At 43.4% G+C, this 23,777-nt stretch carries 23 protein-coding genes; 20 read left to right on the top strand and 3 right to left on the bottom strand.

Features of this window, described 5'->3' with window-relative positions:
- Positions 1-283 precede the first annotated feature (283 nt).
- From MKZ16_RS17935 to MKZ16_RS17885, 11 genes are all read left to right on the top strand, one after another.
- Positions 284-1,072: a TIGR01457 family HAD-type hydrolase gene (locus tag MKZ16_RS17935; RefSeq protein ID WP_038571566.1), complete on the top strand. Its 789-nt coding sequence runs from the start codon at positions 284-286 to the stop codon at positions 1,070-1,072.
- A gap of 45 nt (positions 1,073-1,117) precedes the next feature.
- Positions 1,118-1,933: a DNA-formamidopyrimidine glycosylase family protein gene (locus MKZ16_RS17930; protein WP_076103944.1), complete on the top strand. Its 816-nt coding sequence runs from the start codon at positions 1,118-1,120 to the stop codon at positions 1,931-1,933.
- A complete protein-coding gene (locus MKZ16_RS17925; RefSeq protein WP_076103943.1) occupies positions 1,923-2,780 on the top strand; it encodes a deoxyribonuclease IV in 858 nt (285 codons plus the stop codon). The genes MKZ16_RS17930 and MKZ16_RS17925 overlap by 11 nt, the downstream gene beginning before the upstream one ends.
- A gap of 3 nt (positions 2,781-2,783) precedes the next feature.
- Complete coding sequence (locus tag MKZ16_RS17920; RefSeq protein ID WP_036687703.1) at positions 2,784-3,128, top strand: cyclic-phosphate processing receiver domain-containing protein; 345 nt, start codon at positions 2,784-2,786, stop codon at positions 3,126-3,128.
- A complete protein-coding gene (locus MKZ16_RS17915) occupies positions 3,125-3,448 on the top strand; it encodes a thioredoxin family protein (RefSeq protein ID WP_038571558.1) in 324 nt (107 codons plus the stop codon). The genes MKZ16_RS17920 and MKZ16_RS17915 overlap by 4 nt, the downstream gene beginning before the upstream one ends.
- Positions 3,448-4,230, top strand: coding sequence for an ATP-binding cassette domain-containing protein (locus MKZ16_RS17910; protein WP_036687827.1), 783 nt, complete (start codon positions 3,448-3,450; stop codon positions 4,228-4,230). Before MKZ16_RS17915 ends, MKZ16_RS17910 begins: the two co-directional genes overlap by 1 nt.
- Positions 4,227-5,294, top strand: coding sequence for an SAM-dependent methyltransferase (locus MKZ16_RS17905; protein ID WP_036687700.1), 1,068 nt, complete (start codon positions 4,227-4,229; stop codon positions 5,292-5,294). Before MKZ16_RS17910 ends, MKZ16_RS17905 begins: the two co-directional genes overlap by 4 nt.
- Before the next feature lie 123 nt (positions 5,295-5,417).
- Complete coding sequence (locus MKZ16_RS17900) at positions 5,418-6,908, top strand: serine/threonine-protein kinase (RefSeq protein ID WP_081393324.1); 1,491 nt, start codon at positions 5,418-5,420, stop codon at positions 6,906-6,908.
- A gap of 117 nt (positions 6,909-7,025) precedes the next feature.
- A complete protein-coding gene (locus MKZ16_RS17895; RefSeq protein WP_036687697.1) occupies positions 7,026-8,579 on the top strand; it encodes an ABC-F family ATP-binding cassette domain-containing protein in 1,554 nt (517 codons plus the stop codon).
- Between the two features lie 73 nt (positions 8,580-8,652).
- Complete coding sequence (locus MKZ16_RS17890; RefSeq protein WP_076103941.1) at positions 8,653-9,693, top strand: ThiF family adenylyltransferase; 1,041 nt, start codon at positions 8,653-8,655, stop codon at positions 9,691-9,693.
- Between the two features lie 116 nt (positions 9,694-9,809).
- Complete coding sequence (locus MKZ16_RS17885; RefSeq protein ID WP_076103939.1) at positions 9,810-10,529, top strand: response regulator transcription factor; 720 nt, start codon at positions 9,810-9,812, stop codon at positions 10,527-10,529.
- Positions 10,530-10,574: 45 nt separating this feature from the next.
- On the opposite strand, the gene MKZ16_RS17880 is transcribed toward MKZ16_RS17885, so the two are convergent.
- Positions 10,575-11,075 carry a C40 family peptidase gene (locus MKZ16_RS17880; protein ID WP_036687694.1) on the bottom strand — a complete coding sequence of 167 codons (501 nt, stop codon included), beginning with the start codon at positions 11,073-11,075 and terminating at the stop codon, positions 10,575-10,577.
- Between the two features lie 295 nt (positions 11,076-11,370).
- A complete protein-coding gene (locus MKZ16_RS17875) occupies positions 11,371-12,012 on the bottom strand; it encodes a thiamine diphosphokinase (protein ID WP_036687693.1) in 642 nt (213 codons plus the stop codon).
- A 165-nt stretch (positions 12,013-12,177) separates the two neighbouring features.
- On the opposite strand from MKZ16_RS17875, the gene MKZ16_RS17870 reads away from it, so the two are divergent.
- Positions 12,178-12,642: a low molecular weight protein-tyrosine-phosphatase gene (locus tag MKZ16_RS17870; RefSeq protein WP_076103975.1), complete on the top strand. Its 465-nt coding sequence runs from the start codon at positions 12,178-12,180 to the stop codon at positions 12,640-12,642.
- 138 nt (positions 12,643-12,780) lie between these two features.
- Here MKZ16_RS17870 and MKZ16_RS17865 read toward each other — a convergent pair whose 3' ends face one another.
- Positions 12,781-13,512 carry an alpha/beta hydrolase-fold protein gene (locus tag MKZ16_RS17865; RefSeq protein WP_076103938.1) on the bottom strand — a complete coding sequence of 244 codons (732 nt, stop codon included), beginning with the start codon at positions 13,510-13,512 and terminating at the stop codon, positions 12,781-12,783.
- A 265-nt stretch (positions 13,513-13,777) separates the two neighbouring features.
- Here MKZ16_RS17865 and pdhA point away from each other — a divergent pair, with 265 nt between their 5' ends.
- The 8 genes from pdhA (at position 13,778) to MKZ16_RS17825 (ending at position 23,554) form a co-directional block, all read left to right on the top strand.
- Entirely contained in the window at positions 13,778-14,845 is a 1,068-nt protein-coding gene (gene pdhA / locus MKZ16_RS17860) for a pyruvate dehydrogenase (acetyl-transferring) E1 component subunit alpha (protein WP_036687689.1), read from the top strand.
- Between the two features lie 15 nt (positions 14,846-14,860).
- Positions 14,861-15,838 carry an alpha-ketoacid dehydrogenase subunit beta gene (locus tag MKZ16_RS17855; protein ID WP_038571553.1) on the top strand — a complete coding sequence of 326 codons (978 nt, stop codon included), beginning with the start codon at positions 14,861-14,863 and terminating at the stop codon, positions 15,836-15,838.
- A 106-nt stretch (positions 15,839-15,944) separates the two neighbouring features.
- Positions 15,945-17,591 carry a 2-oxo acid dehydrogenase subunit E2 gene (locus tag MKZ16_RS17850; protein ID WP_076103937.1) on the top strand — a complete coding sequence of 549 codons (1,647 nt, stop codon included), beginning with the start codon at positions 15,945-15,947 and terminating at the stop codon, positions 17,589-17,591.
- A gap of 2 nt (positions 17,592-17,593) precedes the next feature.
- Entirely contained in the window at positions 17,594-19,006 is a 1,413-nt protein-coding gene (gene lpdA / locus MKZ16_RS17845) for a dihydrolipoyl dehydrogenase (RefSeq protein WP_036687684.1), read from the top strand.
- Between the two features lie 152 nt (positions 19,007-19,158).
- A complete protein-coding gene (locus MKZ16_RS17840) occupies positions 19,159-20,133 on the top strand; it encodes a S66 peptidase family protein (RefSeq protein ID WP_076103936.1) in 975 nt (324 codons plus the stop codon).
- 141 nt (positions 20,134-20,274) lie between these two features.
- Positions 20,275-21,255: a thymidylate synthase gene (locus MKZ16_RS17835; protein ID WP_076103935.1), complete on the top strand. Its 981-nt coding sequence runs from the start codon at positions 20,275-20,277 to the stop codon at positions 21,253-21,255.
- A gap of 84 nt (positions 21,256-21,339) precedes the next feature.
- Positions 21,340-21,831, top strand: coding sequence for a dihydrofolate reductase (locus tag MKZ16_RS17830; protein ID WP_036687679.1), 492 nt, complete (start codon positions 21,340-21,342; stop codon positions 21,829-21,831).
- A gap of 235 nt (positions 21,832-22,066) precedes the next feature.
- Entirely contained in the window at positions 22,067-23,554 is a 1,488-nt protein-coding gene (locus MKZ16_RS17825) for a glutamate synthase subunit beta (protein WP_076103934.1), read from the top strand.
- Positions 23,555-23,777 lie beyond the last annotated feature (223 nt).

Genomic DNA, 23,777 nt, shown 5'->3' with positions numbered 1-23,777 from the left:
TATTTTCCGGGAAAGCGCAGGAAATGACAGTGCTATGCTAAAAAATGCTGGATGGGACGCTTGTTCGATTTCATTCGACGAAGTGTGTTAGATTTAAAGTAATCACGGAGTAAAAGACGAACGAATGGCTGGACATATTGCCGAAAATCAGTAGGTGATATCTTCCACCTAAAGGGCTTGAGTATGCCTGTAAATCCAAGCAGGGCAAAGGCTGCGAGTTTGTTAATACTATTATTTATTTATTATATTAATTAAATTTATTATGGAAACTGAGGGGTTAGTGATGGAACAAATTGAAGGATTATTGATTGATCTAGACGGTACATTGTACCATGGGCATAAAATGATTCCCGGTGCTGATCTGCTGATAAAGGCTCTTCGTGAAGCGGATATCCCTTTTTTATTTGTTACCAATAACTCATCGCGTACGGCAGCTAACGTTGCTGCCCACTTAAGTGGAATGGGAATTGAGGCGAAAGCTGAGGAGGTATGTACCTCTTCTATGGCAGCCGCACGTTACATAGCTGAGGAATCACCTGGGGCTACAGTGGCGATACTTGGAGAAGAGGGACTGCGTATGGCTTGCATTGAGGCAGGGCTCCAAATCGTCACAGAATCCCCTGATTATGTGGTGCAAGGTATCGATCGTTCTTTTAATTATGCTTCGTTAGCTCAAGCTTCGCGTTGGATTTTGAGCGGGGCAAAGTTTGTGCTCACCAATCCAGATTTAATGTTACCATCAGATGATGGGGTTATGCCGGGTGCGGGTACGATCGGTGCAGCAATTGAGGCTGCCAGTGGTGTGAAGCCAGTAGTGATCGGTAAGCCTGAATCGCATCTGATCAAATATGCGACAGATCTTCTGAAAATTCAACCTGAACATGCTGCTGTTGTTGGGGATAATATGCGTACGGATATCGCTGCCGGTGTTAATGCGGGCTGTCGTACAATCCTTGTTCTTACCGGTTTAACCACTACAGAGAATCTGGAGCACTATAAAAGTATCACAGGGATCACTCCCGATGAAATATGTGCCGATTTAGCTGAACTTAAAATGTTTCTCGGTGTATAATAGCTAGGGTCTTATTACTTCACCAACTTAGAGGGGACGATGAGTATGCCAGAATTGCCGGAAATGGAGAATTATAGACAGCTGCTTAGCCAGCGTATTATAAATGTTCCGATAACTAATGTAATTGTGAACAGAGAAAAAACAATTAACATGGAAACAGAAGCTTTCATTGATGCCTTGATCGGTGCGCGTGTTGTTTTTGTAGAGCGGCGCGCCAAGTACATTTTGTTTCATCTCCATGATGGACGAAGATTACTATTGCATTTAATGCTGGGTGGATTGCTTTTTTATGGTTCAGAAGAAGAGCGGCCGGATCGTAATACGCAAGTAGAAATCGCATTTGGTGATCAGATCCTTTATTTTATGGGCCTGCGGTTAGGGTTCTTACATTTAGTATCCGTGAAGGAAAGCGAAGCAACGATGGGTAAGCTTGGACCTGAGCTGCTGGATCGACGGATGACGCCGGAACGTTTTGCAGGAATATTAAAAGGGCGGCGTGGTGCGTTAAAAAGTCTGTTAGTGAATCAGCATGTAATGGCGGGTATTGGAAATTGTTATGCGGATGAGATTGCTTTTGACGCTGGGCTTCTGCCTTCAGTTTTAGTACAAAATTTAACACCTGAAGCCATCTCCCGTCTGTATCAAAGCATTCAAAAAGTATTAACTGATGCGACAGAGATCGGCGGATACATGGAAATGCCGTTTATGACAGGTGACATGGTTACGGGTTCCTATAATGATCAATGTAAAGTCTATGACCGTGAGGGCGAGCCTTGCCTACGCGATGGGGGAACGATTATCAAAACAGAGCTGTCTGGACGCAAAGTATTTTATTGCCCAGACTGTCAGCATGAAGCCTAAACCCAAAATAGGGGCTCATGTCAGCATTCGTGGTGGATATGGGAGAGCTGCCCGATTTGCTTGGGAGAGCGGTGCAACAAGTTTTCAATATTTTCCGAAAAATCCGCGCAGTCTGAAGCTAAAGACGGTTGATATTCGAGATACAAGGGATTGTGCACTCTTTTGCCAAGAAAAAGGAATCACCTCTATCGCCCACACCCCTTATGCAATCAATATGGCTGCGAATAGGGATGACGCAACCCCTCGAAAGGTGTATGTAGACTCCCTTCTTAATGATCTGGAAATTGCTGAAGCCTGCGGTTCCTTAGGTATTGTTGTTCATTTTGGACATTTTGCTGGAATGGAGCCGTTACAAGGCTATCAAAATATTATACAATGTATGAATGAGACGCTGCAGTCCTGGGAAGGTAACGCCAAGCTGCTAATTGAGAATCAAGCGGGCAACCATGGTACCGAAGGGATTACACTTGAAGAATTGGTGAAGGTTCGTGAGCTTAGCCAGTTTCCCAAGAAGATTGGATTTTGTCTGGATACCTGTCATGCTTTTGCAGCAGGAATTTGGAATCCTGAGCATACGGAAGACTTGCTTGAACGAGGAAACCAGCTTGGATTTTGGCCACATCTTGTAGCTGTTCATCTTAATGATTCTAAGTTTCCCTTTGGTTCAAGACGGGACCGGCATGCTGGAATAGGAAAAGGTTTTATCGGTGAAAAGGGTCTTGAAAGCTTAATAACTTCTGATCCATTACGTAAAACATCTGTTGTTTTGGAAACTGAAAAGGGTCCAGATGGCAGTCATCGGAATGAAATAGCTACTGTTCGCAGTTGGTTTGAAGCGGGGGGCTAGAAAGTGATTCATATCTATATGGACGATCTCCGTAAAGGTCCGCTTGGATTTGCTTTAGCCCGGACAACAGAAGAATGTCTTCTGATGCTGCGTGAGTGTGAGGTCGGTATTTTATCGTTAGATTATGATATGGGACCGGATGATTATTCAGGTGGGGAAGTGGCTAGACGGATTGTTCTGGAAGGACTGTACCCCTGTGAAATCTATCTACACACCTCCAGCGTTTTAGGGAGAAAAGAAATGTATGAAATCTTATACGCGGCTAAACCTGAGGGGATGCGCTTGTTTAATGGTCCCCTGAGTTCTGATAAGCTTCATGATATCGCTGGGGAGACGGGACTAAAATGAAGGAAATGAATGAAGCGGATTTACTGGAGATACTCACGAGACCGGGAGAACCGCTGGTAGTGTTTTTGCATACTCCGCTGTGTGGTACCTGTAAGGCTACAGAACGCATGTTGGAAGTGGCGGCACATCTGTTGCCTGCTGAACTCCAAATGGTTGCTGGAAATGTGAACATGTTGCCTAATCTGGTACAACAATACCGTATTACCAGTGTTCCTGCTCTACTAGTGGCTTCTGCTGACCGGATAGAGGATCCGCATATTTATTATTCAATGGTTTCAGTTGAGCGGATTCTGGAATACATAAGGAGTGTTATATCATGATCATTTCATTACAACATTTATCTCTGCGCAGAGAAGAAAGCCTAATCTTGGACGATGTGTCCTTAGAAGTTAAGGAAGGCGAAAACTGGGTCATTTTGGGACGGAATGGTTCTGGCAAAACAACAATTTTGGAGATTATGACAGGTTATTTATTCCCTAGCAAAGGAACTGTTGAGGTATTGGGGAATAAATATGGTCAATGTGATTTACGCGAGGTTCGTAAAGAAATTGGTTATATTGGTCCTTCCTTAATGGAGAAGATGTCTTTAAATGATCCGGTGTGGGAGGTTGTCGCTACAGGAGCTTACGCTTATTTGCGTTTCTACGAGAGCATTCCACACGAAGTGAAGGAGAAGGCAATCCGCCTGCTAGAGGATATGAATCTGGGCAATATGGCACTTCATCCTTTTGGAACCTTGTCACAGGGAGAGCGAAAAAAAGCAATGCTGGCAAGATGTCTTATGGCTGACCCCAAACTACTGATTATGGACGAGCCTTGTGCAGGTCTTGATCTGTACGAAAGAGAAAAAATGCTGGCTGAAGTAGATAAGCTGAGACAACGTAATGTCTCCGTTGTTTATGTAACTCATCATGTGGAAGAAATTGTCCCGCTTTTTACACATGTTGCTTTAATTCGCGACGGTAAGCTAGCTGGTTCCGGACCGAAAGAAGAAGTATTAACCAAAGAAATGATCTTGGCCACATATGATATTCCTGTTGATGTAGAATGGGATAGCGGTCGTCCCTGGATTAAAATTAGACCTGGAGGCAAAACGATTTGAACGAATTAAGACATGATAACGAAGAGCAGACCACTGCTCCGGAAGAAATAGTGTACTCCCGATATATTTGTACAGCTAATCACGGCTTTGCGCCATATGCTCAGGAAGAGCTTCGGCGCTTGTTCGGCGCAGTGAAGAGTACGCTGCTGTTGCCGGGAGAAATCTTTCTCGCCACCTTGCAGTCTGAACCCGAGGAAGTATCACGATTGCTCACACAGAATCTGCCCATTTTCCTTCGTCATATACAGCCTGTGCAGTTTCAGGATGAAGGAACCATGGAAGCACTACAGCGTTTGGCTGTGTATTTAAGCCGCCGCAGTGAGCTAGAGGGGGAGAAAGTATCCCTAAATGTTCGTAAAGGGGATCCTTCCTTCTGGCAGGAAAGTCCGGGCGAACTTCGTGAATGGCTGCAGGAGCAATTGCAAAGCTTGGGTGCAGAATTTACAGTACAAGATCCGGCATGGGTCATTTCTGTCTACGCAGACGGGAATGCCTTATATGCAGGAGTGTCCAGACCAGAAGAGAATCTATCCGGCTGGAATGGCGGTGCAATCCGCTTCCGCAAGGAAGACGGACAAATCTCACGTGCTAAGTTCAAGCTGATGGAAGCGGAGAAGGAGTTCGCTATTCCTTTTTACAGCTTCCGTAATGCGCTTGATATTGGTGCCTCTCCAGGGGGCTGGACTTCTTTCTTGCTGGAGCGTGGAATGAAGGTAACAGCGGTTGACCCTGCTTTGATGCATGAATCGCTGCGTAATTACCCGGGTCTGAAGATCCTGCGCAAAAATGCCGGAGAAGTGAAATTCCGCGATAATGAATTTGATCTGCTTGTATGTGATATGAGCTGGAGTCCTAAGCTGATGGCAAAGCTTGTAACCGGGCTGCTGCACAGCCTGTCACCAGGCGGAACAGCGATTGTGACCGTAAAGCTGATGCATAAGAAACCTCTAGCGATGATCAAAGAGATCATTGCAATGTTTGAGGGCGAACGTATGCAGATTCAGCGGGCTAAGCAGCTGTTTCATAATCGTGACGAGATCACGCTTTATATGATTAAATACTAGGTAAGATCCTAATTTAAAAATCTTAAGGGAAAGCATCCCGTTATTAACGTTATCGTAATCTGCGGTAACAACGTTAATGGCGGAAGCTTTCTCTTTTTTTTATGTGAAAAAGGGGGAAGTTCAGTGAATTTTGCATCGAAGCTTGGGGTAGGGCAGATAATGGACGCCAGATACAGAATTATTGACCAGATTGGAACAGGTGGAATGAGTATTGTTTATCTTGCGGAGGATCTGCGTTTAAAGGGGAAACGTTGGGCTGTAAAAGAAAGTGTTAGCTCAGCAACGCTGCATTCGGACATTGAAGCGGAAGCGGAGATGCTAATGGGGCTGGATCACCCGCGGCTTCCACGTATTGTTGATTACTATCTTTCGGATAAAGAAGGGTATTCTTATTTAGTCATGGATTATATTGAAGGGATAACTTTAAGTCAGCTGATGAGGGATAATCCCGGACCTTTGCCTTGTGAATTCATCCTACAAATTGCTAAACAGCTTTTAGAAGTCCTGCAATATTTGCATGGTCATCATCCGCCCATTGTTTATCGTGATTTAAAGCCCTCCAATCTTATGTTAACTAAGCAAAAAGAATTAATGTTAATCGACTTCGGAATCGCTCGAAATTTTAGAAAAGGCATCGCTGAAGATACGGTGAAGCTTGGTACAGTAGGATTCGCGGCTCCTGAGCAGTATGGGAATGGGCAGAGTCAACCGGTTTCTGACTTATATGGTCTTGGTGCGTTGCTTTTATATATGGCTACCGGAGGATTATGCAGCCACTGGGAGTCAGGAATGGAAAATAAGTTGCGTGACCAAGTTCCCGCAGCTTTTATTCCGATAATAAGACGTTTATTACGGCCACATCCGGAGGAAAGATATCAGGAGGCAACAGCTGTTATTCAAGCACTGGTTCACGTGGAGGCTGATATGGATGAAGGTAATCATTCAGCAGTGTCTGTACCCCTAGCAGTTGATAAACGGAAAGCTAAAGTGATTGCCTTACTTGGAGTAGGGCCGGGGCTTGGAACAACACATACTTCATTTGCGATTAGCAGTTATCTGGCACAGATTGGTTCAACAGCTTGGGTTGATCTATCACCGGATTCATCGGTTTATGATCGCATGCACAATTTGCTTGATGTGCAGAGCGCTTCAGTTCCTGCTGAGAGCTCTGAGTCTGTATTTTCCTGGAGGAAGGTTCATTACTGGAAGCGACCTCACCATGGGGATGTAGCAGAGCTTATGAGAGGGGCTTATCAATTTGTGGTATTAGATCTGGGCACGGGTGGATTTGATGGAGCGCTGGAAGAAATCAAACATAGCGATATTCCCATTCTAATTGCTTCTGGCGCAGATTGGCGACTGGAGGAAACTTTATTATGGATTAGGAGGAAGGGGCTGCAGCCTGAACGGGATTGGAGAGTGGGTTTACCACTTGCTGAACAGCAATCTGTTGAACTGTTGCGAAATTCTTTAGGTATAGATAGGGTTTATAATTTACCGTGTCAGCAAGATCCATTTTTACAAAAAGGGAAGTTGGCAGATGTAATTGCTGAGCTATTAGGGGACATTAAGGGCGAACGAAACGATGGAAAACGCCGTGGTTTTTTCTTATGATAGGCTATTGGGACTAACATTTAATTCAGTGTTCCGCTAAAGTGTGATAAAATATATATTTATACGTGATTTGATTTACGCATTATTTAAGTATAGACAGGAGCTTGCGGAGAATTTATGAGTTTACTTACTGTAGAAGACGTTTCCCACAATTTTGGGGATCGGACGTTGTTCAAGAACGTGTCTTTCCGGTTGTTACCAGGAGAACATGTTGGAATTGTTGGAGCAAATGGCGTTGGTAAATCGACGCTAATGAATATTTTGACAGGAAAGCTTTTGAAGGATAATGGTAAAGTAGAATGGACCCCTCGGGTGCGTTACGGTTATTTGGACCAACATACGATTCTTACACCAGGAAAAACGATTCGCGATGTTCTAAAGGACGCTTTTCTGCCACTGCTTGAGTTAGAGCAGGAAATGCTGAAGATCACAGAGCAGATGGGTGATGCTTCGCCTGAGGAACTAGAAGTACTACTGGAGCAGATGGGGGACATTCAGGAACAACTGGACATCGGAGATTTCTATCTGATTGATGTAAAAGTGGAGGAAATGGCAAATGGTTTAGGCCTGTCCGTGATTGGGCTTGATCGTGATGTAGCTTCTCTTAGCGGTGGTCAAAGAACCAAAGTACTGCTGGCAAAGCTTTTGCTTGAGAAACCCAATGTACTATTGCTTGATGAGCCTACCAACTATTTGGATGTTGAGCATATCGATTGGCTGACCAACTATTTGAAACAGTACCCATATGCATTTATATTGATTTCCCATGACACTGAGTTCATGAATAAAGTCGTTAATGTCGTTTATCACTTGGAGTTTGGTAAATTGACCCGTTACACGGCGAACTATGAGAAATTCCTTGATATGGCGGAGATGAACAAAAACCAGCATATCGATGCCTATGAGAAACAACAAGATTTTATCAAAAAACAAGAGGACTTCATCCAACGGAATAAAGCGCGTGCTTCAACCTCAGGCCGGGCAAAAAGCCGTGAGAAGCAGCTTGATCGTATGGACCGAATTGATCGTCCTGAAGAAGCTGCTAAGCCGACCTTTAAGTTTAAAGAGAGCCGGGCAAGCGGCAAAACCGTATTCGAAGGAATTGATTTCGAGATTGGTTATGATCGTCCGCTGCTGCCACAGCTAAATATGGTCATTGAACGTGGGGAGAAGATTGCTATTGTTGGCTGCAATGGTGTAGGTAAATCTACACTGCTGAAGACTATTCTGGGAGTGATCCCAACATACAGCGGCAAAACCTATCTTGGGGATTATCTGAACCCTGCATATTTCCAACAAGAAGTGAAAGCAGCTAGTCTTACGCCTATTGAGGATGTCTGGAATGAATTCTCCAGTTTAACTCAGAACGAAGTTCGTGGGCATCTGGCTCGCTGTGGTCTAAAAAATGAACATATTACACGTCCGCTTAGTATGCTGAGCGGTGGGGAGCAAGCGAAGGTGCGTCTTTGTAAGCTTTTGATGCGTGAAAGCAACTGGGTACTGTTCGATGAACCTACCAATCACCTTGACGTTATTGCTAAAGCAGAGCTGAAGCGCGCTTTGCAAGAATATAAAGGCACAGTCCTGCTTGTATCCCATGAACCTGATTTCTATGAAGATTGGGTTACGAAAATTTGGGATGTTGAGCAGTGGTCAGCTGTACAAGTATAGAATAATCATAAATCCGGAGAATAGCAGACATCCTGCTGTTCTCCGCTTTTTGGATATGGGGAGGAGATAATGTATGTTTCATAACGCCGGGCGAGAAGATCGATACTCACGACAGATACGTTTCGCGCCATTTGGTACTGAAGGACAGCAGGGGCTCGCAAAATCAAAAGTGCTTGTGGTTGGTGCGGGTGCGTTAGGTACAGGGATTGCAGAGACATTGGTCCGCTGTGGTGTTGGGCATGTCCTTATCGTTGATCGCGATTATGTAGAGTGGAGTAACCTGCAGCGGCAACAGCTGTATACCGAGATGGATGCACAGGAGCGAGCTCCGAAAGCCATAGCAGCCCAGAACAGACTGCAGCAGATTAATTCTGAGGTTGTCATAGAAGCGCATGTTATGGATGTGCGGAAGGAAGAACTGGAAGGACTCATCTCAGGGGTGGATCTGATTATGGATGGGACCGATAATTTCGATACACGTCTCATCATTAATGATATTGCCCAAAAGAATAATATCCCTTGGATTTATGGAGCTTGTGTAGGAAGCTATGGAATTACATATACGATTTTGCCTGGAGAAACGCCATGTCTTCATTGTCTTTTAGGTACAGTCCCACTAGGGGGAGATACCTGTGATACAGCGGGTATTCTTCCACAGGCCGTGCAATTGGTTACTGCAAATGCTACAGCTGAGGCGTTAAAGCTTCTCGGTAACCGTAAGGACCAATTAAGAAATAAACTGCTCACTTTCGATGTATGGCGTAATGAACATCAAGAAATTGGAGTGAAAAGTGCCAAAAAGGAGAATTGCCCTTCTTGTGGGACTCATCCGATCTACCCTTATCTAACAGCCTTGAATACGGAACGAAGTGATGTGCTTTGTGGTAGGGATACCGTACAAATCCGCCCTGCCCGGCCGCAGAGCCTTAACCTGCAGGAAACAGCCAGCCGCTTGTCTCGTTTAGGAGACGGTGAGGTAGAGAGCAATCCTTATCTAATTTCCTTTAAAGAAGGTCCTTACCGGATGGTGATCTTCGCAGATGGCCGGGCATTGATTCATGGGACGAAGGATATTGCCGCCGCCCGTAGCTTTTATCATCGATATTTCGGTTAAAAAGCAAGATAAACTGATCTTCAGACCATTTCCTAGGAATGGTCTCTTTGCTTTCCGGGGATTCTATATCTATTAATGGGATGCTGATGCATGTCTGATGGATACGGGGGATCTTTGTGAGTGAGCAACTGATATGGTATATGTCTGAGGGAAACGAAAGAGGAGTAGAAGAGCGAATCGCTATAGAAAAAGTGTTTAATGATATCGGTCTGCAAATAACAAAAAGCGAAGATCCCGAAGATCTTCGCTTATCCATTTCTGAAGTAGAACCGGTATTGCTGCTTGCTGATTTAGGCGAGGTGGGAACATGGGAAGGATGGAAAATCATTTCCGCAGTAAGAGATGAGGGAATGATTCTTCCGGTCATGGTGATTTCCGAAGAGTTATCGGGTAACGGAGCGGTTGCGGCCTTTTTAGCCGGGGGGAATGATTTTATGTCAAAACCACTACATACCGGTGAATTCAAATGTAGAATTCTAAATTTATTAACCCTCACGGGTCGGCGTCGAAATTTAAAACATCTGTTAAAGGTGGATGGTTTAATGCTCGATCCCAGCCGCAGGCTGGTCACCCGTGAAGGGATCGAGCTTAAGATGACGCATAAAGAATTCGATCTTCTATATTATCTCGCTGCGAATCGAGGGATTATATGTTCCCGCGAGGAAATACTCAAACAAGTATGGGGATATCAATTCCATGCAGATACCAATGTTGTAGATGTATACATCAGGCATATCCGCTTAAAGATTGATAAAGGGTACCGGAACAAGTTAATTCACACTGTTCGCGGAACAGGATATGTAATGAGGGTGCCCGAAGGCAGCACCACATCCTGAGACTTATTCTCTTTTATAGAAAAGACTCTACTATAGAGCTGTTGTTTACAGTACGCGGCGAGCCTTTAGATAAGTCTTTTTCCATGTACCAGAATTAAGATCAGAAACCGTAACACCTGGTTTACCGTAAGTGTGCAGAATTTTACCGTTTCCGGCGTAAACAGCTACGTGAGTTACATTTTTACCAGTTGCTCTGCTGCCGCTAGAGAAGAATACAAGATCGCCCACACGAAGGTTTGCTTTGGAAACAGAAGTTCCTACTTTTGATTGAGCTGCAGCTGTACGGGGTAATGATACATTATACTTTTTAAAGATATGTTTCATAAATGAAGAGCAATCAAAAACCTTAGTAGTAGAAGTAGATGCTCCGAATTTGTATGGAGTTCCCATATAGTTTTTCCCGAAATTGACAACGCTTTGTCCTTTGGACACTGTAGCGGCTTCGACTTTAGTTGCGCCTACGCCTGTTGCCATCATTGTTCCTAAGCCCATCGTAGTAACCATTCCTATGACAATCGCTTTTTTTATCCATTGTTGTTTATTCATGTTGTAAGTACCTCCAAAGTTAGTATATCAATCTGTCTTGCTGTGTCTTGTCTTGCTTGCCTGATTCGTAGTATAGCAGGTTATCTATGTCATAAAATTTGGTAGAGCAGCAATAAAGTGAGGCTGGGCCTGGGTTGTAAACGTTTTATTAAAAATTCATTAAAAGTTACAAAAAATTAATAACTTGATATTTTGGACAATAAAATAAGCCGTAAACCCCTTGATATATAAAGGATTTATCGGCTTTTTGATTTTAAAACAAAAGTTACAAGGATGTTTCTATATCACTATGTATTTAGTCTTTGCTCTGGATAATCAGCAATAATCCACTACGTATTCTAACTGTTCCAGTGGAGGAAATCAGTTTGTTGCTTACACCTAGAGATTGGCCTAGCTTTAAAGTGGCGTCATTCAAAGGATATTGAAATCCTTCTAATGTAATCCCTGTTACTTCAGGAGTTAATGGAAGCAAAGATACATAGGTGTAGCCCAAATCTTCAATGACTGTTTGGGATCCGGTAAGTGTCACATAGTTATTAGAATCCATGACGTAGCAATTGATTTGACGTTGCAGAGCCCTTGTCATCATTTGAATGCTGGCTAAGGAGTGGTCAATTCGAGTGCCTGTAACTCCTAATAGTAAAATAGAATCAGGTTGCTGATTCATCGCAATATCGAGCGCCATCTCACTGTCGGTTAAATCCTTGTTTACGGCATCACAAGTGATGGTTTTTTTACTTTTGGATTGAATATCCTGAAAAGCTTCAGGCGATACAGAATCAAAATCACCTACTGCAATATCTGGTATATATCCATGTGAGATTAGGAATAATGCACCCCGGTCCGCACCGATAATAAAATCTTCTTCATCTAATAGAGCGAAATAATCCGGAGATAGTTCTCCACCGGCAAAAATAACGACACGTTTGGATGGCATAACATCCATTCCTCCTCTAAAACTCTAGTTGGTTATCCTGTCCCAGTATAATGCAGATTGAAAAGTTGCACAATTGACCAAGACAACGCTAAAATGATAGTGTGCGATTTTTTATGTGCATAAATTCATATTTACTTATGTTTTAACAATTGGGAGGTGAATGAAATCGTAAACGTGCTATTTGTATGTCTGGGTAATATTTGTCGCTCACCAATGGCGGAGGCAGTTCTGCGCCATAAGATTGATGAACTAGAGCTTTCACATAAGATTCTGGTTGACAGTGCGGGAACTGGAGATTGGCATATTGGTAAGGAACCGCATGAAGGGACTAGACGTATACTTGATCAAAACATGATTAGTTATGCAAATATGGCAGCGCGTTTGGTCAGTAGCGAGGATTTTCAGAAGTTTGATTATATCGTTTGTATGGACAAGTCTAATGGAGAGAATGTTCGAAAGGTTCCTGGTGGGGAAGAGGTTAAGCTTTTGTTCTTCATGGATTTATTGCCTGAGGAAGAATTGAGAGAAGTGCCAGACCCTTATTTTACAGGGAATTTTGAGCAGGTATATGATTTAATCAATGCAGGCTGTGACGTTTTGCTTGAAATGGTGATAAGAGAAAAGCTGTAACCCGGTTGGGTTCCAGCCCTCTCTGATTAGTATTAAAGTAAATTAAGGAAATTCGCTGGATTAAACTGTAAGCGCAAACACGGCTGAAATCTACATACGTTCTTTAGATGTTCATTTTTTGCTTCTATCAATAAGGCATTATGTGTTTAAAAAATAGAGTAGAGATTCAGGGAGTTCCTTTTGCCAAAAGCCCCAGAGATGACGACCGTCTTTCTCACGGTAGGATACGGTAGCTCCACGTGCTTCAAGCAACGCTTTTGTTTCTCTGTTCATCTGAACAAAATCATAGGTCCCTGTATCAGTCTGGTAATCTGTTTCCTGCAGTCCAACGACCATATTAATGTTAAGCCAGGCGAGATCTTCTTCTTTTGCCAGCATGGCTTGTGATTCGGGATAGAATGCACCGGATAGGCTGATGATACGTGTGAAGATAGCTGGATAAGCAAGTGCGAGATGGAGGGAGACGCTGCCTCCAAGGGAATCGCCGGCTAAGATTCGTTCTTCGGGTGTACGGCGTACGGGATAATTTTTTTCAATGAAGGGAATAATCTCTTCGGAAAAGCAAGATAGGTACTGCTTGAATCGGCTGCCGAACGGAGCGTATTCTTGAGTCCGAACAGCGACGTTAACTTCTACACCGACGATAATGAAGGGTTGGACATCTTCTTCTATAATAAGTTGTCCAGCAAGTGTAGCAATGCGTCCAAAGTTGAAAAATTCTTCTCCGTCTTGGCAGTACACCACGGGGTAACTGAGAACTTCATTGTAGCCTGGGGGCAGATAGATACGTAATTTACGTTCCTCCTGCAGATGTTCACTCCAAAGCGTTTCTTTTACAATTGTGCGTTTCAGAAAAACAGAATCGCTCATCGTTGTCACGTCACCTTTCTTGTCGAATTTTGCAATACACACAGGGTTACGCTAAAATTATTAAATGTGTAACTGTGTTATTAATCATTTACTTGTTGGAAAAGTGTTAAACTGTTATATTAAATTATCTCACCTGTTATACATACAAAATTTAAAGAAATATAAATTTTATAAGTATTTCTTTGACGAAAGTAACTAAACAGGTGTATAATAATATTATAACAGAGGCAGCTGATATTCAAATTTTTTTATTGAGGTGAAGATAATGAGTAAAGTTCCTTATGAAGTGTATACAGAGGACGTCGAGGCTCTATCGGTACTTTCCCCGGATGGAGAAATTATCAATAAGGATAAGATGCCGGATTTAACTGACGATCAACTGAAAGAAATTATGTATCGTATGGTATTTACCCGTACTTGGGATGATCGTGCAGTAAACCTTGGCCGTCAAGGTCGTCTTGGTTTCTACGCACCGGTATCCGGTCAAGAAGCTACCATGATTGGTAGTGAGTTCGCTTTGGAGAAAGAAGACTTCTTATGCCCAGGCTACCGTGATATTCCGCAGCTAGTATGGCACGGACTTCCATTGTACCAAGCTTTCTTATATTCCCGTGGTCACCAACATGGTGGAGCTATTCCTGATGGTGTTAATGTATTGATGCCACAAATTATCATTGGTGCGCAAATCCTGCACGCTACTGGTATTGCTATGGGCTTCAAATTGAAAAAACAAAAGAGTGTTGCAATTACTTACACTGGTGATGGCGGTTCTTCAGAAGGTGACTTCTACGAAGGCTTGAACTTTGCTGGTCGTTTTAAACTGCCTGTAATCTTCTTTGTTCAAAACAATGGTTACGCGATTACGACTCCGTTCGCTAAACAAACGGCTTCCAAATCGATCGCTCACAAAGCGGTTGCAGCTGGTATTCCAGGGATTAAGGTTGACGGTATGGACATCTTTGCAGTAATCAGTGCTGTACGCGATGCTGCTGAACGTGCACGCAACGGCGAAGGTGCTACATTGATCGAAGCTGTAACTTACCGTTTCCGTCCACACTCCCTTTCTGACGATGCAAGTAAATATCGTTCGAAAGAAGAAGAAGGACAGTGGAGTGAAAAGGATCCAATCGCCCGTCTTGCCAAGTATTTGGAGAAGAAAGGTCTTTGGACTGAAGAAGATACACTGCGCGTGAAAGATGAAGCGAAAGCTACTGTTAACGAGCAGATCAAAAAAGCTGAACAAACCGAAAAAATGACAATACCTGGCTTGATCGACAGCATGTTCGAAGTAACACCTAAACATCTGGAAGAGCAAAAAGCCGATTTTGAATAAGGGGGATATCAGGCAATGGCACAAATGAATATGAAAGAAGCGATCCGCGACGCGATGCGCGTTGAACTGAATCGTGACCCTAACGTTCTTATCTTCGGAGAGGATGTTGGTAATGTAGGTGGCGTTTTCCGTGTAACAGAAGGTCTGCAAAAGGAATTTGGCGAAGATCGTATTTTTGATACACCACTAGCTGAGTCCGCTATCGGCGGTCTGGCATTTGGTCTTGGTGTACAAGGCTTCCGCCCAATTGCAGAAATTCAATTCGTAGGTTTTATCTTTGAAGCTCTGGATCAGATCGTTGTTCAAGCGGCACGTCTGCGCTGGCGTTCTGGCGGTAAATATAATGCTCCAGTAGTATTCCGTACTCCTTTTGGTGGCGGAGTTAAGGCTGCTGAGCTTCATACTGACTCACTCGAAGGTTTGATTGCACAAAGCCCAGGGATTAAAGTTGTAATTCCTTCAAACCCATATGATGCTAAGGGACTTTTAATCGCGTCTATCCGCGACAATGACCCTGTATTCTTCATGGAGCACTTGAACCTTTATCATGCATTCCGTGCTGAAGTGCCAGAAGGTGAATATACAGTTGAACTTGGTAAAGCGAACGTAGTACGTGAAGGTTCTGACGTTTCGATCATTACTTACGGGCTGATGGTACATACAGCTACCAAAGCAGCCGAGCAACTCGAAAAAGAAGGCGTTAATGTTGAAATTATCGACCTTCGTACTGTAAGTCCGATCGACATCGACACTATTGTAGCGTCTGTGAAGAAGACTAACCGTGCTATCGTGGTGCAAGAAGCACAAAAGAGTGCGGGTGTAGCTGCTGAAGTTATCGCACAAATCAATGAAAAAGCTCTACTGCACTTAGAAGCTCCTGTGCTTCGTATCGCAGGTCCTGACACTGTATATCCATTTGCACAAATTGAAGATACATGGCTTCCAAACCCTGCGCGTATTATTGCAGGCGTGAAGAAAGTTTTGGAATTCTAAATATTTTTACGAGAAACAGTTGTCATCCATATGGATGACAACGTTGTTTCATCTTATAAAGTTTAAATCATAAGGTTAGTCCCAATTTCACGAGGAGGTTTTCAAAGTGGCAAAGTTTGAATACCGATTTCCTGAACTAGGTGAAGGTCTGCATGAAGGTGAAATCATCAAAATGCATATCAAAGCCGGTGACAAGGTAACGGATGATGATATCGTAATGGAAGTTCAAAATGACAAGGCGGTAGTTGAGGTGCCTTGCCCAGTAAACGGTACTGTATTGGAAGTTCTGACTAAAGACGGTCAAGTATGCCGTGTCGGTGAAGTAGTGGCTATTATCGAAGCAGAAGGTGACGTGCCTGATCAAGAGGGTGCTGCTACTGAAGCTCCTGCTGTTCAAGCGCCAGCTGCACCAGCTGCTCCAGCATCTAACAAAGCATCGAATTTTGAATATCGCTTCCCTGAGCTGGGTGAAGGTCTGCATGAAGGTGAAATCATCAAAATGCATATCAAAGCCGGTGACAAGGTAACTGATGATGACATCATCATGGAAGTTCAAAATGACAAGGCGGTAGTTGAGGTTCCATGTCCAGTGAATGGTACTGTATTGGAAGTTCTGACTAAAGATGGCCAAGTTTGCCGCGTAGGCGAAGTTGTTGCTATTATCGCTGCTGAAGGCGACGTTCCTGAACAAGAAGGTCATGCATCTGCTGAAGCTGATGCAGCAAAAGGAAGTGCAAACACTACTTCTTCCCCTGCAGCAACAAGCCCTGCTGATGCTAAAGAAGGCGGATCTGCAGGTGTAACACCAGCTCCTGACCGCGATGTATTGGCTACACCAAGCGTTCGCAAATTTGCTCGTGAGCAAAAAGTGGATATTTCCAAAGTGAACGGAACTGGAAAAGGTGGCAAAATCACTCGTGAAGACGTAGAAGCCTTCTTGAAAGGTGGTTCTACACCTGCGGCTCCTGCAGCAGCAGCGGCGTCTGAAGCTCCTAAGGCTGCTAAGACCGAAGCTAAAGCAGCACCTGCAGCAGCTAGCGGTAACGTTAGTCTTGAAGAAGAACGTGTACCATTCAAGGGTATTCGTAAGGCGATCTCCAACGCAATGGTTAAATCGGCTTACACTGCTCCGCACGTAACCATCATGGATGAAGTAGATGTTACTGAACTGGTAGCATTCCGTACGCGTATGAAACCTATTGCTGAGAAAAAAGGCGTTAAGGTTACTTACCTTCCATTCATCGTTAAGGCTCTTGTTGCAGCTTCCCGTCAATTCCCAGCACTTAATGCTATGATTGATGAAGAAGCAGGCGAAATTGTCTACAAGAAATACTACAATATCGGTATCGCTACTGATACACCAAACGGTTTGATCGTTCCAGTTATCAAAGACGCTGACCGTAAGAGCATTTGGATGATCGCTAGCAGCATCACTGACTTGGCTGTTCGTGGCCGTGACGGTAAATTGTCTGCTAACGAAATGAAGGGCAGCACGATCTCCATCAGTAACATCGGTTCTGCTGGCGGTATGTTCTTTACTCCAATCATCAACTTCCCTGAAGTGGCTATCCTCGGAACTGGCCGTATCAGTGAAAAAGCAGTTGTGAAAAATGGTGAAATCGTAGTTGCTCCAGTAATGGCGTTGTCACTCAGCTTTGACCACCGTATTATCGATGGTGCGACTGCTCAAAACTTTATGAACTACATTAAATCGCTGCTCAATAATCCTGAGCTGCTGGTTATGGAGGTATAATTATGGTAGTAGGAGACGCTTCACTAGATATTGATACATTGGTCATTGGTGCAGGTCCTGGTGGGTATGTGGCGGCAATTCGTGCCGCCCAGCTCGGCCAAAAAGTCCTCATCGTGGATAAATCGGAACTCGGCGGTGTATGTTTGAACCGTGGATGTATTCCTTCTAAAGCCTTGATCGCTGCTGCACATCAATTTGAATCTGCACAGCATGGTGAAGTTTTCGGCGTTACAGCTGAGAATGTTAAAGTGGATTTTGCCAAAACTCAAGAGTTCAAGAACAGCGTAGTTAAAAAAATGACTAGCGGTGTGACTAGCTTGATGAAGGGCAACAAAATTGAAGTATTTAACGGCGAGTGCATGTTTATCAGCGACACAGAAGCACGTGTGTTCAATGATCATGAATCTCCACGTTACCGCTTCAAACACTGCATCATTGCTACAGGTTCCCGTCCAATTGAACTTAAACCTTTCCCATTCGGCGGACGTATTCTGTCTTCGACTGAAGCTCTGGAACTTCCAGAAATTCCGAAGAGCATGATCGTAATCGGTGGTGGATACATCGGTGCCGAGCTTGGTCAAATGTACTCTAAATTTGGCACTAAAGTAACAATCATCGAAGGTTTGGATACTGTACTTCCAGGCTTCGATAAAGATATGACTCGTCTTGTTGCGAAAAACATGGCTAAAACTGGCATCGAAATCGTAACTAACGCTAAAGCTGAAAGTGCTGTTCAGAACGACAAAGAAGTAACCGTGAAATACTCTGTTGGTGGCGAGTCCAAAGAAGTTACAGCAGATTACTTGCTTGTTACTGTAGGTCGTCGTCCTAACACTGACGGTGAACTTGGTCTGGACCTGATCGGTCTTGAGCTCGACGAGCGCGGATTGATCAAAGTTGATCACCAAGGACGCACAAGCATTCCTACCATCTTCGCTATCGGCGATGTTGTTCCAGGTCTTGCTTTGGCTCACAAAGCTTCTTACGAAGGTAAAATCGCTGCAGAAGCAATCGCAGGACTTACATCTGTTGTTGACTACAAAGTCATCCCAGCTGTTGTATTTACAGATCCTGAGTGCTCAAGCGTTGGTTTGACTGAGAAAGAAGCAAAAGACAAAGGCTACAAAGTGAAAAGCGGCAAATTCCCATTCGCAGGAAATGGTCGCGCAGTATCTTTGAACAGCCCAGAGGGCTTTATCAAAATTGTTGCTAACTCCGAGAACAATTTGGTACTGGGAGCTCAAATCGTTGGTATCGAAGCATCCAACTTGATCGCTGAACTTGGTTTGGCAATCGAAATGGGCGCAACGCTTGAAGATATCGCCTTGACTATTCACGCGCATCCAACCCTTGGCGAAATCGTCATGGAAGCTGCTGAATTGGTTGAAGGTCACCCAATTCATGTAATGAAATAATTTTTCTCCAAAATTGCTCTAGCAGGCAACAGAAAGGCGGACGCAAATGCGTTCCGCCTTTTTTTTTTGTTTTCCACTTTTTTGAAAAGAGATATACTGGAAGGAAGAGTAATTACCTAATCTGTAATTCATGAATATAGGGAGGTTCAATGATGAGAGCTGATAAATTAAAGCCTGGAGATGAGCTGCGTATTATCTCTCCTTCCAGAAGTTTGTCATTAATCGATGCTCAGCAAAGAAAAATTGCCAAAGAGCAGCTTGAACGGTTAGGTTTTCGGATATCCATTTCAACAAATTCTTTTGAGACGGATGATTTTGTTTCCTCTTCTATTGATTCGAGAATTGAGGATTTGCACGAAGCCTTTTTAGACCCCAAAGTGAAAGGAATATTAACGACCATTGGAGGCTTCAATAGTAACCAGCTGCTGCGTTATATAGATTATTCAATCATTGCGGAGAATCCAAAGCGTTTATGTGGTTATTCGGATATTACTGCACTAAGTAATGCGATTTATGCTCAAACAGGATTAGTTACATACTCCGGGCCGCATTTTTCCACATTTGCGATGCTCCACGATAATGAATATACCATCGAATATTTCCGCAGGCTGATGATGGACAATAAAGAAATTCTCGTGCAGCCTTCCAAGCATTGGAGTGATGATGAGTGGTATCTGAATCAGGAAAACCGGATATTTATTAAAAATGAAGGTCCGTTCATTATCAATGATGGGGAAGCGAAAGGAACGATTATTGGTGGCAATTTATGCACTTTAAATCTTTTGCAGGGAACAGAGTATATGCCTAGTTTAAAGAATTCTATTTTGTTCATCGAGGATGATTATGAGTCAGCACCTGCAACCTTTGATCGAGATCTGCAATCCCTAATTCATCAGCCTGAGTTTGAAGAGGTCAAAGGGTTGGTGATCGGCAGATTCCAAAAAGAATCGCGTATGTCAAAGAAGCTGCTAACTACAATTATCCGCTCAAAAGAAGAATTATCTGATATTCCTGTGATCGCAGACGTGGACTTTGGACATACATCGCCGATGATTACCTTTCCTGTGGGTGGACAAGCAAACGTTCGTGCTTATGGGGCCAGAGTGGAGCTTAGGATAGCGGAGTAAAGATACACTTGCTGAACCAATCCTTTATAATTGAATATGTAACCCGATTATTAAATATATTTAAAAATTATCTTACCTTCTACAAAATTCGGATTTTTCAGATATAATATATGAGGTGTAATATTACGGAGGTGCAGTACATTGACGAATGAGTTAGAACAAACCTATTTGAATTTTTTACGATATATTTTAGATCATGGTGTAAAAAAAGAAGATCGTACAGGAACTGGTACAATTAGTGTTTTTGGTTATCAAATGCGATTTGATTTATCAAAAGGGTTCCCGCTGTTTACAACAAAACGTACACCGTTTCGCTTAATTGCAAGTGAGTTATTGTGGTTTATTAAAGGCGATACCAACATTCGTTATTTATTGAAAAATAATAATCATATTTGGGATGAATGGGCTTTTAAAAGATGGGTTGAATCAGACGAATATGTTGGCCCAGATATGACAGACTTCGGGAATCGTTGTTTAGTTGATGAAGATTTTAATCAAGTGTATCAAGCAGAGATGAAATCATTCTGTGATCATGTCTTAGAAGATGATGAGTTTGCCGCGAAATATGGTGAGCTAGGGAATGTTTACGGTAAGCAATGGCGGAATTGGACATCTTCTACTGGTGAATCAATTGACCAATTACAAGACGTTATTCATCAGATCAAAACAAATCCTGATTCTCGGCGTTTAATCGTGAGCGCATGGAACCCGGAAGATGTTATAAATGCCGGAACAAAAGGAAGTAAAGCTGCGTTACCGCCCTGCCACGTTATGTTCCAGTTCTATGTTGCAAATGGTAAACTAAGCTGCCACTTGCTGCAACGCAGTGCTGACTCCTTTCTCGGGGCAAACTTCAATATTCCATCTTACTCATTACTTACGCATTTAATTGCATATGAATGTGGTCTAGAAGTAGGTGAGTTTGTATACAGCATTAGTGATGCGCATATCTATTCAAACCATGTTGAGCAAGTGAAAGAGCTATTATCAAGAGAATTAAGAGCATTGCCTACACTGGTTATTAATTCACAGAAGAAATCAATTTTTGATATTGAACTGGAAGATCTGGTCATTGAGGGGTACAATCCGCATCCTTCGATAAAAGCGCCGATCGCAGTATAACGTAATTGTTATAAATTAAGATTCGCAAATATAATTTCTGGCAGCGTAGTTTTTTAATTTAGTATGAAGGAAGGAGGGAACTTCATGAGTATTAGCTTAATATGGGCAATGGGTGCCAATCATGTCATAGGAAAAGATAACGACATGCCTTGGCATTTACCGCTGGATTTTGCTTATTTCAAAGCAGAAACATTGGGCAAAAGAATGCTAATGGGCCGCAAAACATGGGATTCGCTCGGAGGCAAGCCCTTGAAGGGCAGAACGAGCCTAATTCTAACTAGGGATACTGATTATTCAGCTGAAGGTGCAGTGGTTCTACACACGCTTGAAGAGGCTCTCAGCGAGGGTAGAAAAGAAGATGAGCTGATGGTGATCGGTGGTGCAGAAATTTATCGCTTGATGCTGCCGTATGCTGACAAGCTAATGTTGACGCAGATCGATCAGGATTTTGAAGGAGATACCCGGTTTCCTGAGATTGACTGGAGGATGTGGAAAGAGGTCTCCAATATCAAGGGAATTCGTGATGAGAAGAATCCGTATGATTACCGTTTCCTTGTTTATGAACGTACGGAATAGCAATAAAACGTTTTCTCTGACATAACATGTGAAATAGTACAAATAATCAGTAGATTTATCCATTACTGTGCAAAAGTGATGAATGTTACTATAATTAAAATTAGAAATGATTATGTATAGGTATAGAATAGAATGTGCAGGTACTTCATTGCGTTGCTGACAACCATACGAAGCCGCAATATGCTACAATGTACTATACTTCAACACGAAGAGAACGGATGGGGGAAACGTAAACATGTCTACACCTACAGGTTTTATGGAGTATAAACGGCAGCTCCCAGGTGATCGGGATCCTGAGCAGCGGGTAAAGGACTGGGAAGAATTCCACCATCATTTATCCGAGGACGAGCTTCGGACACAGGGCGCACGCTGTATGGATTGCGGAACCCCCTATTGCCATACAGGTATTGATATGGCTGGCGGGACCTCAGGTTGTCCAGTACACAATTTAATTCCGGAGTGGAATAACTTGGTGTATCGTGGACTCTGGAAAGAAGCACTGGAACGTCTGCATAAGACAAACAACTTTCCTGAATTCACAGGCAGTATTTGTCCCGCCCCATGTGAAGGCTCTTGCACAGTGGGTCTGATCGGACAGCCGGTAACCATCAAAACAATTGAACTTGCGATCGTTGATAAGGGTTTTGAAGAGGGCTGGGTTGTACCTAATCCTCCTGAGAAACGGACTGGCAAAAAAATTGCAATTGTAGGCTCTGGACCTGCTGGACTTGCCGCGGCAGCACAGCTTAACAAGGCTGGACACACTGTAACTGTATTTGAGCGCAGTGACCGCATTGGCGGACTGCTGACATATGGAATACCTACTATGAAGCTTGATAAAAAAGTTGTACAACGTCGTGTAGATTTGCTGGCTGCTGAAGGAATTAACTTCGTGGTGAACACTGAGATCGGTAAAGACATTCCGGCTCAGCAGCTTGTTGATGAATATGATGCGGTTGTTCTGTGTGGTGGAGCTACTAAAGCACGCCGTTTCAACATTGAAGGCAGTGGGCTTAAGGGCGTTATGTATGCCATGGATTATTTAAATGGAACGATCAAGAGTTACTTGAATTCCAATCTGGAGGATGGTAACTATGTATCCGCTGAAGGTAAAGATGTAATCGTCTTGGGTGGAGGGGATACAGGTTCTGACTGTGTTGCCACAGCACTTCGTCATGGCTGCGGCAGTATCACTCAATTTGGTACACATGAAAAAGCGCCTCTGCAACGGGATCCGATTGCTAATCCTTGGCCGCAATTTCCGAATGTGTACAGCTTGGATTATGCGCAAGAAGAAGCGAAAGCTATTTTTGGTGATGATCCGCGTGAATTCTCAATCATGACCACTAAATTTGTTGGGGATGAAGAGGGGAACTTGAAGGAGCTTCATACCGTGCAGATCCGCCGGATCGTGGATGAGACAGGTCGTAAAATCTATCAGCCCGTTCCTGGAACAGAAGCTGTATATCCTGCTCAACTCGCTCTTATCGCTATTGGTTTCGATGGACCAGAGCAAGATATTGTTGAGGAGCTTAAACTGGAGACCGATCGTCGTACCAATGTGAAAGCACGTTACGGCAAGTTCAACACGAACGTGGATAAGGTGTTTGCTGCTGGGGATATGCGTCGTGGTCAAAGTTTGGTGGTCTGGGCCATCAACGAAGGTCGCGAAGCTGCACGTGAAGTGGATAAATATCTGATGGGCTCAAGCGTTCTTGTCTAGGCTTTAATTTAAGAAGCCGTTTCAAAAGCAGTTTACCTGCTGGAGAAGCGGCTTTTTTTTGGAGCCGACGCTTGACGGAAATATTATTTTCATATAGATTTAATACAATATTTAAATGACAAAAGCATTGACCAAGGACTTACGGTCCAAGAAGCGTTAGAACAGAGAGGGAACTCACCGGCTGAAAGGTTCCTCAAATACGTGTGGATGGTATCCTGCCTGG

The organism is Paenibacillus sp. FSL R5-0928 (assembly GCF_037970385.1).
Lineage (GTDB): Bacteria > Bacillota > Bacilli > Paenibacillales > Paenibacillaceae > Paenibacillus_AQ > Paenibacillus_AQ odorifer.
This window is presented reverse-complemented; position numbering and strand designations above follow the sequence as displayed.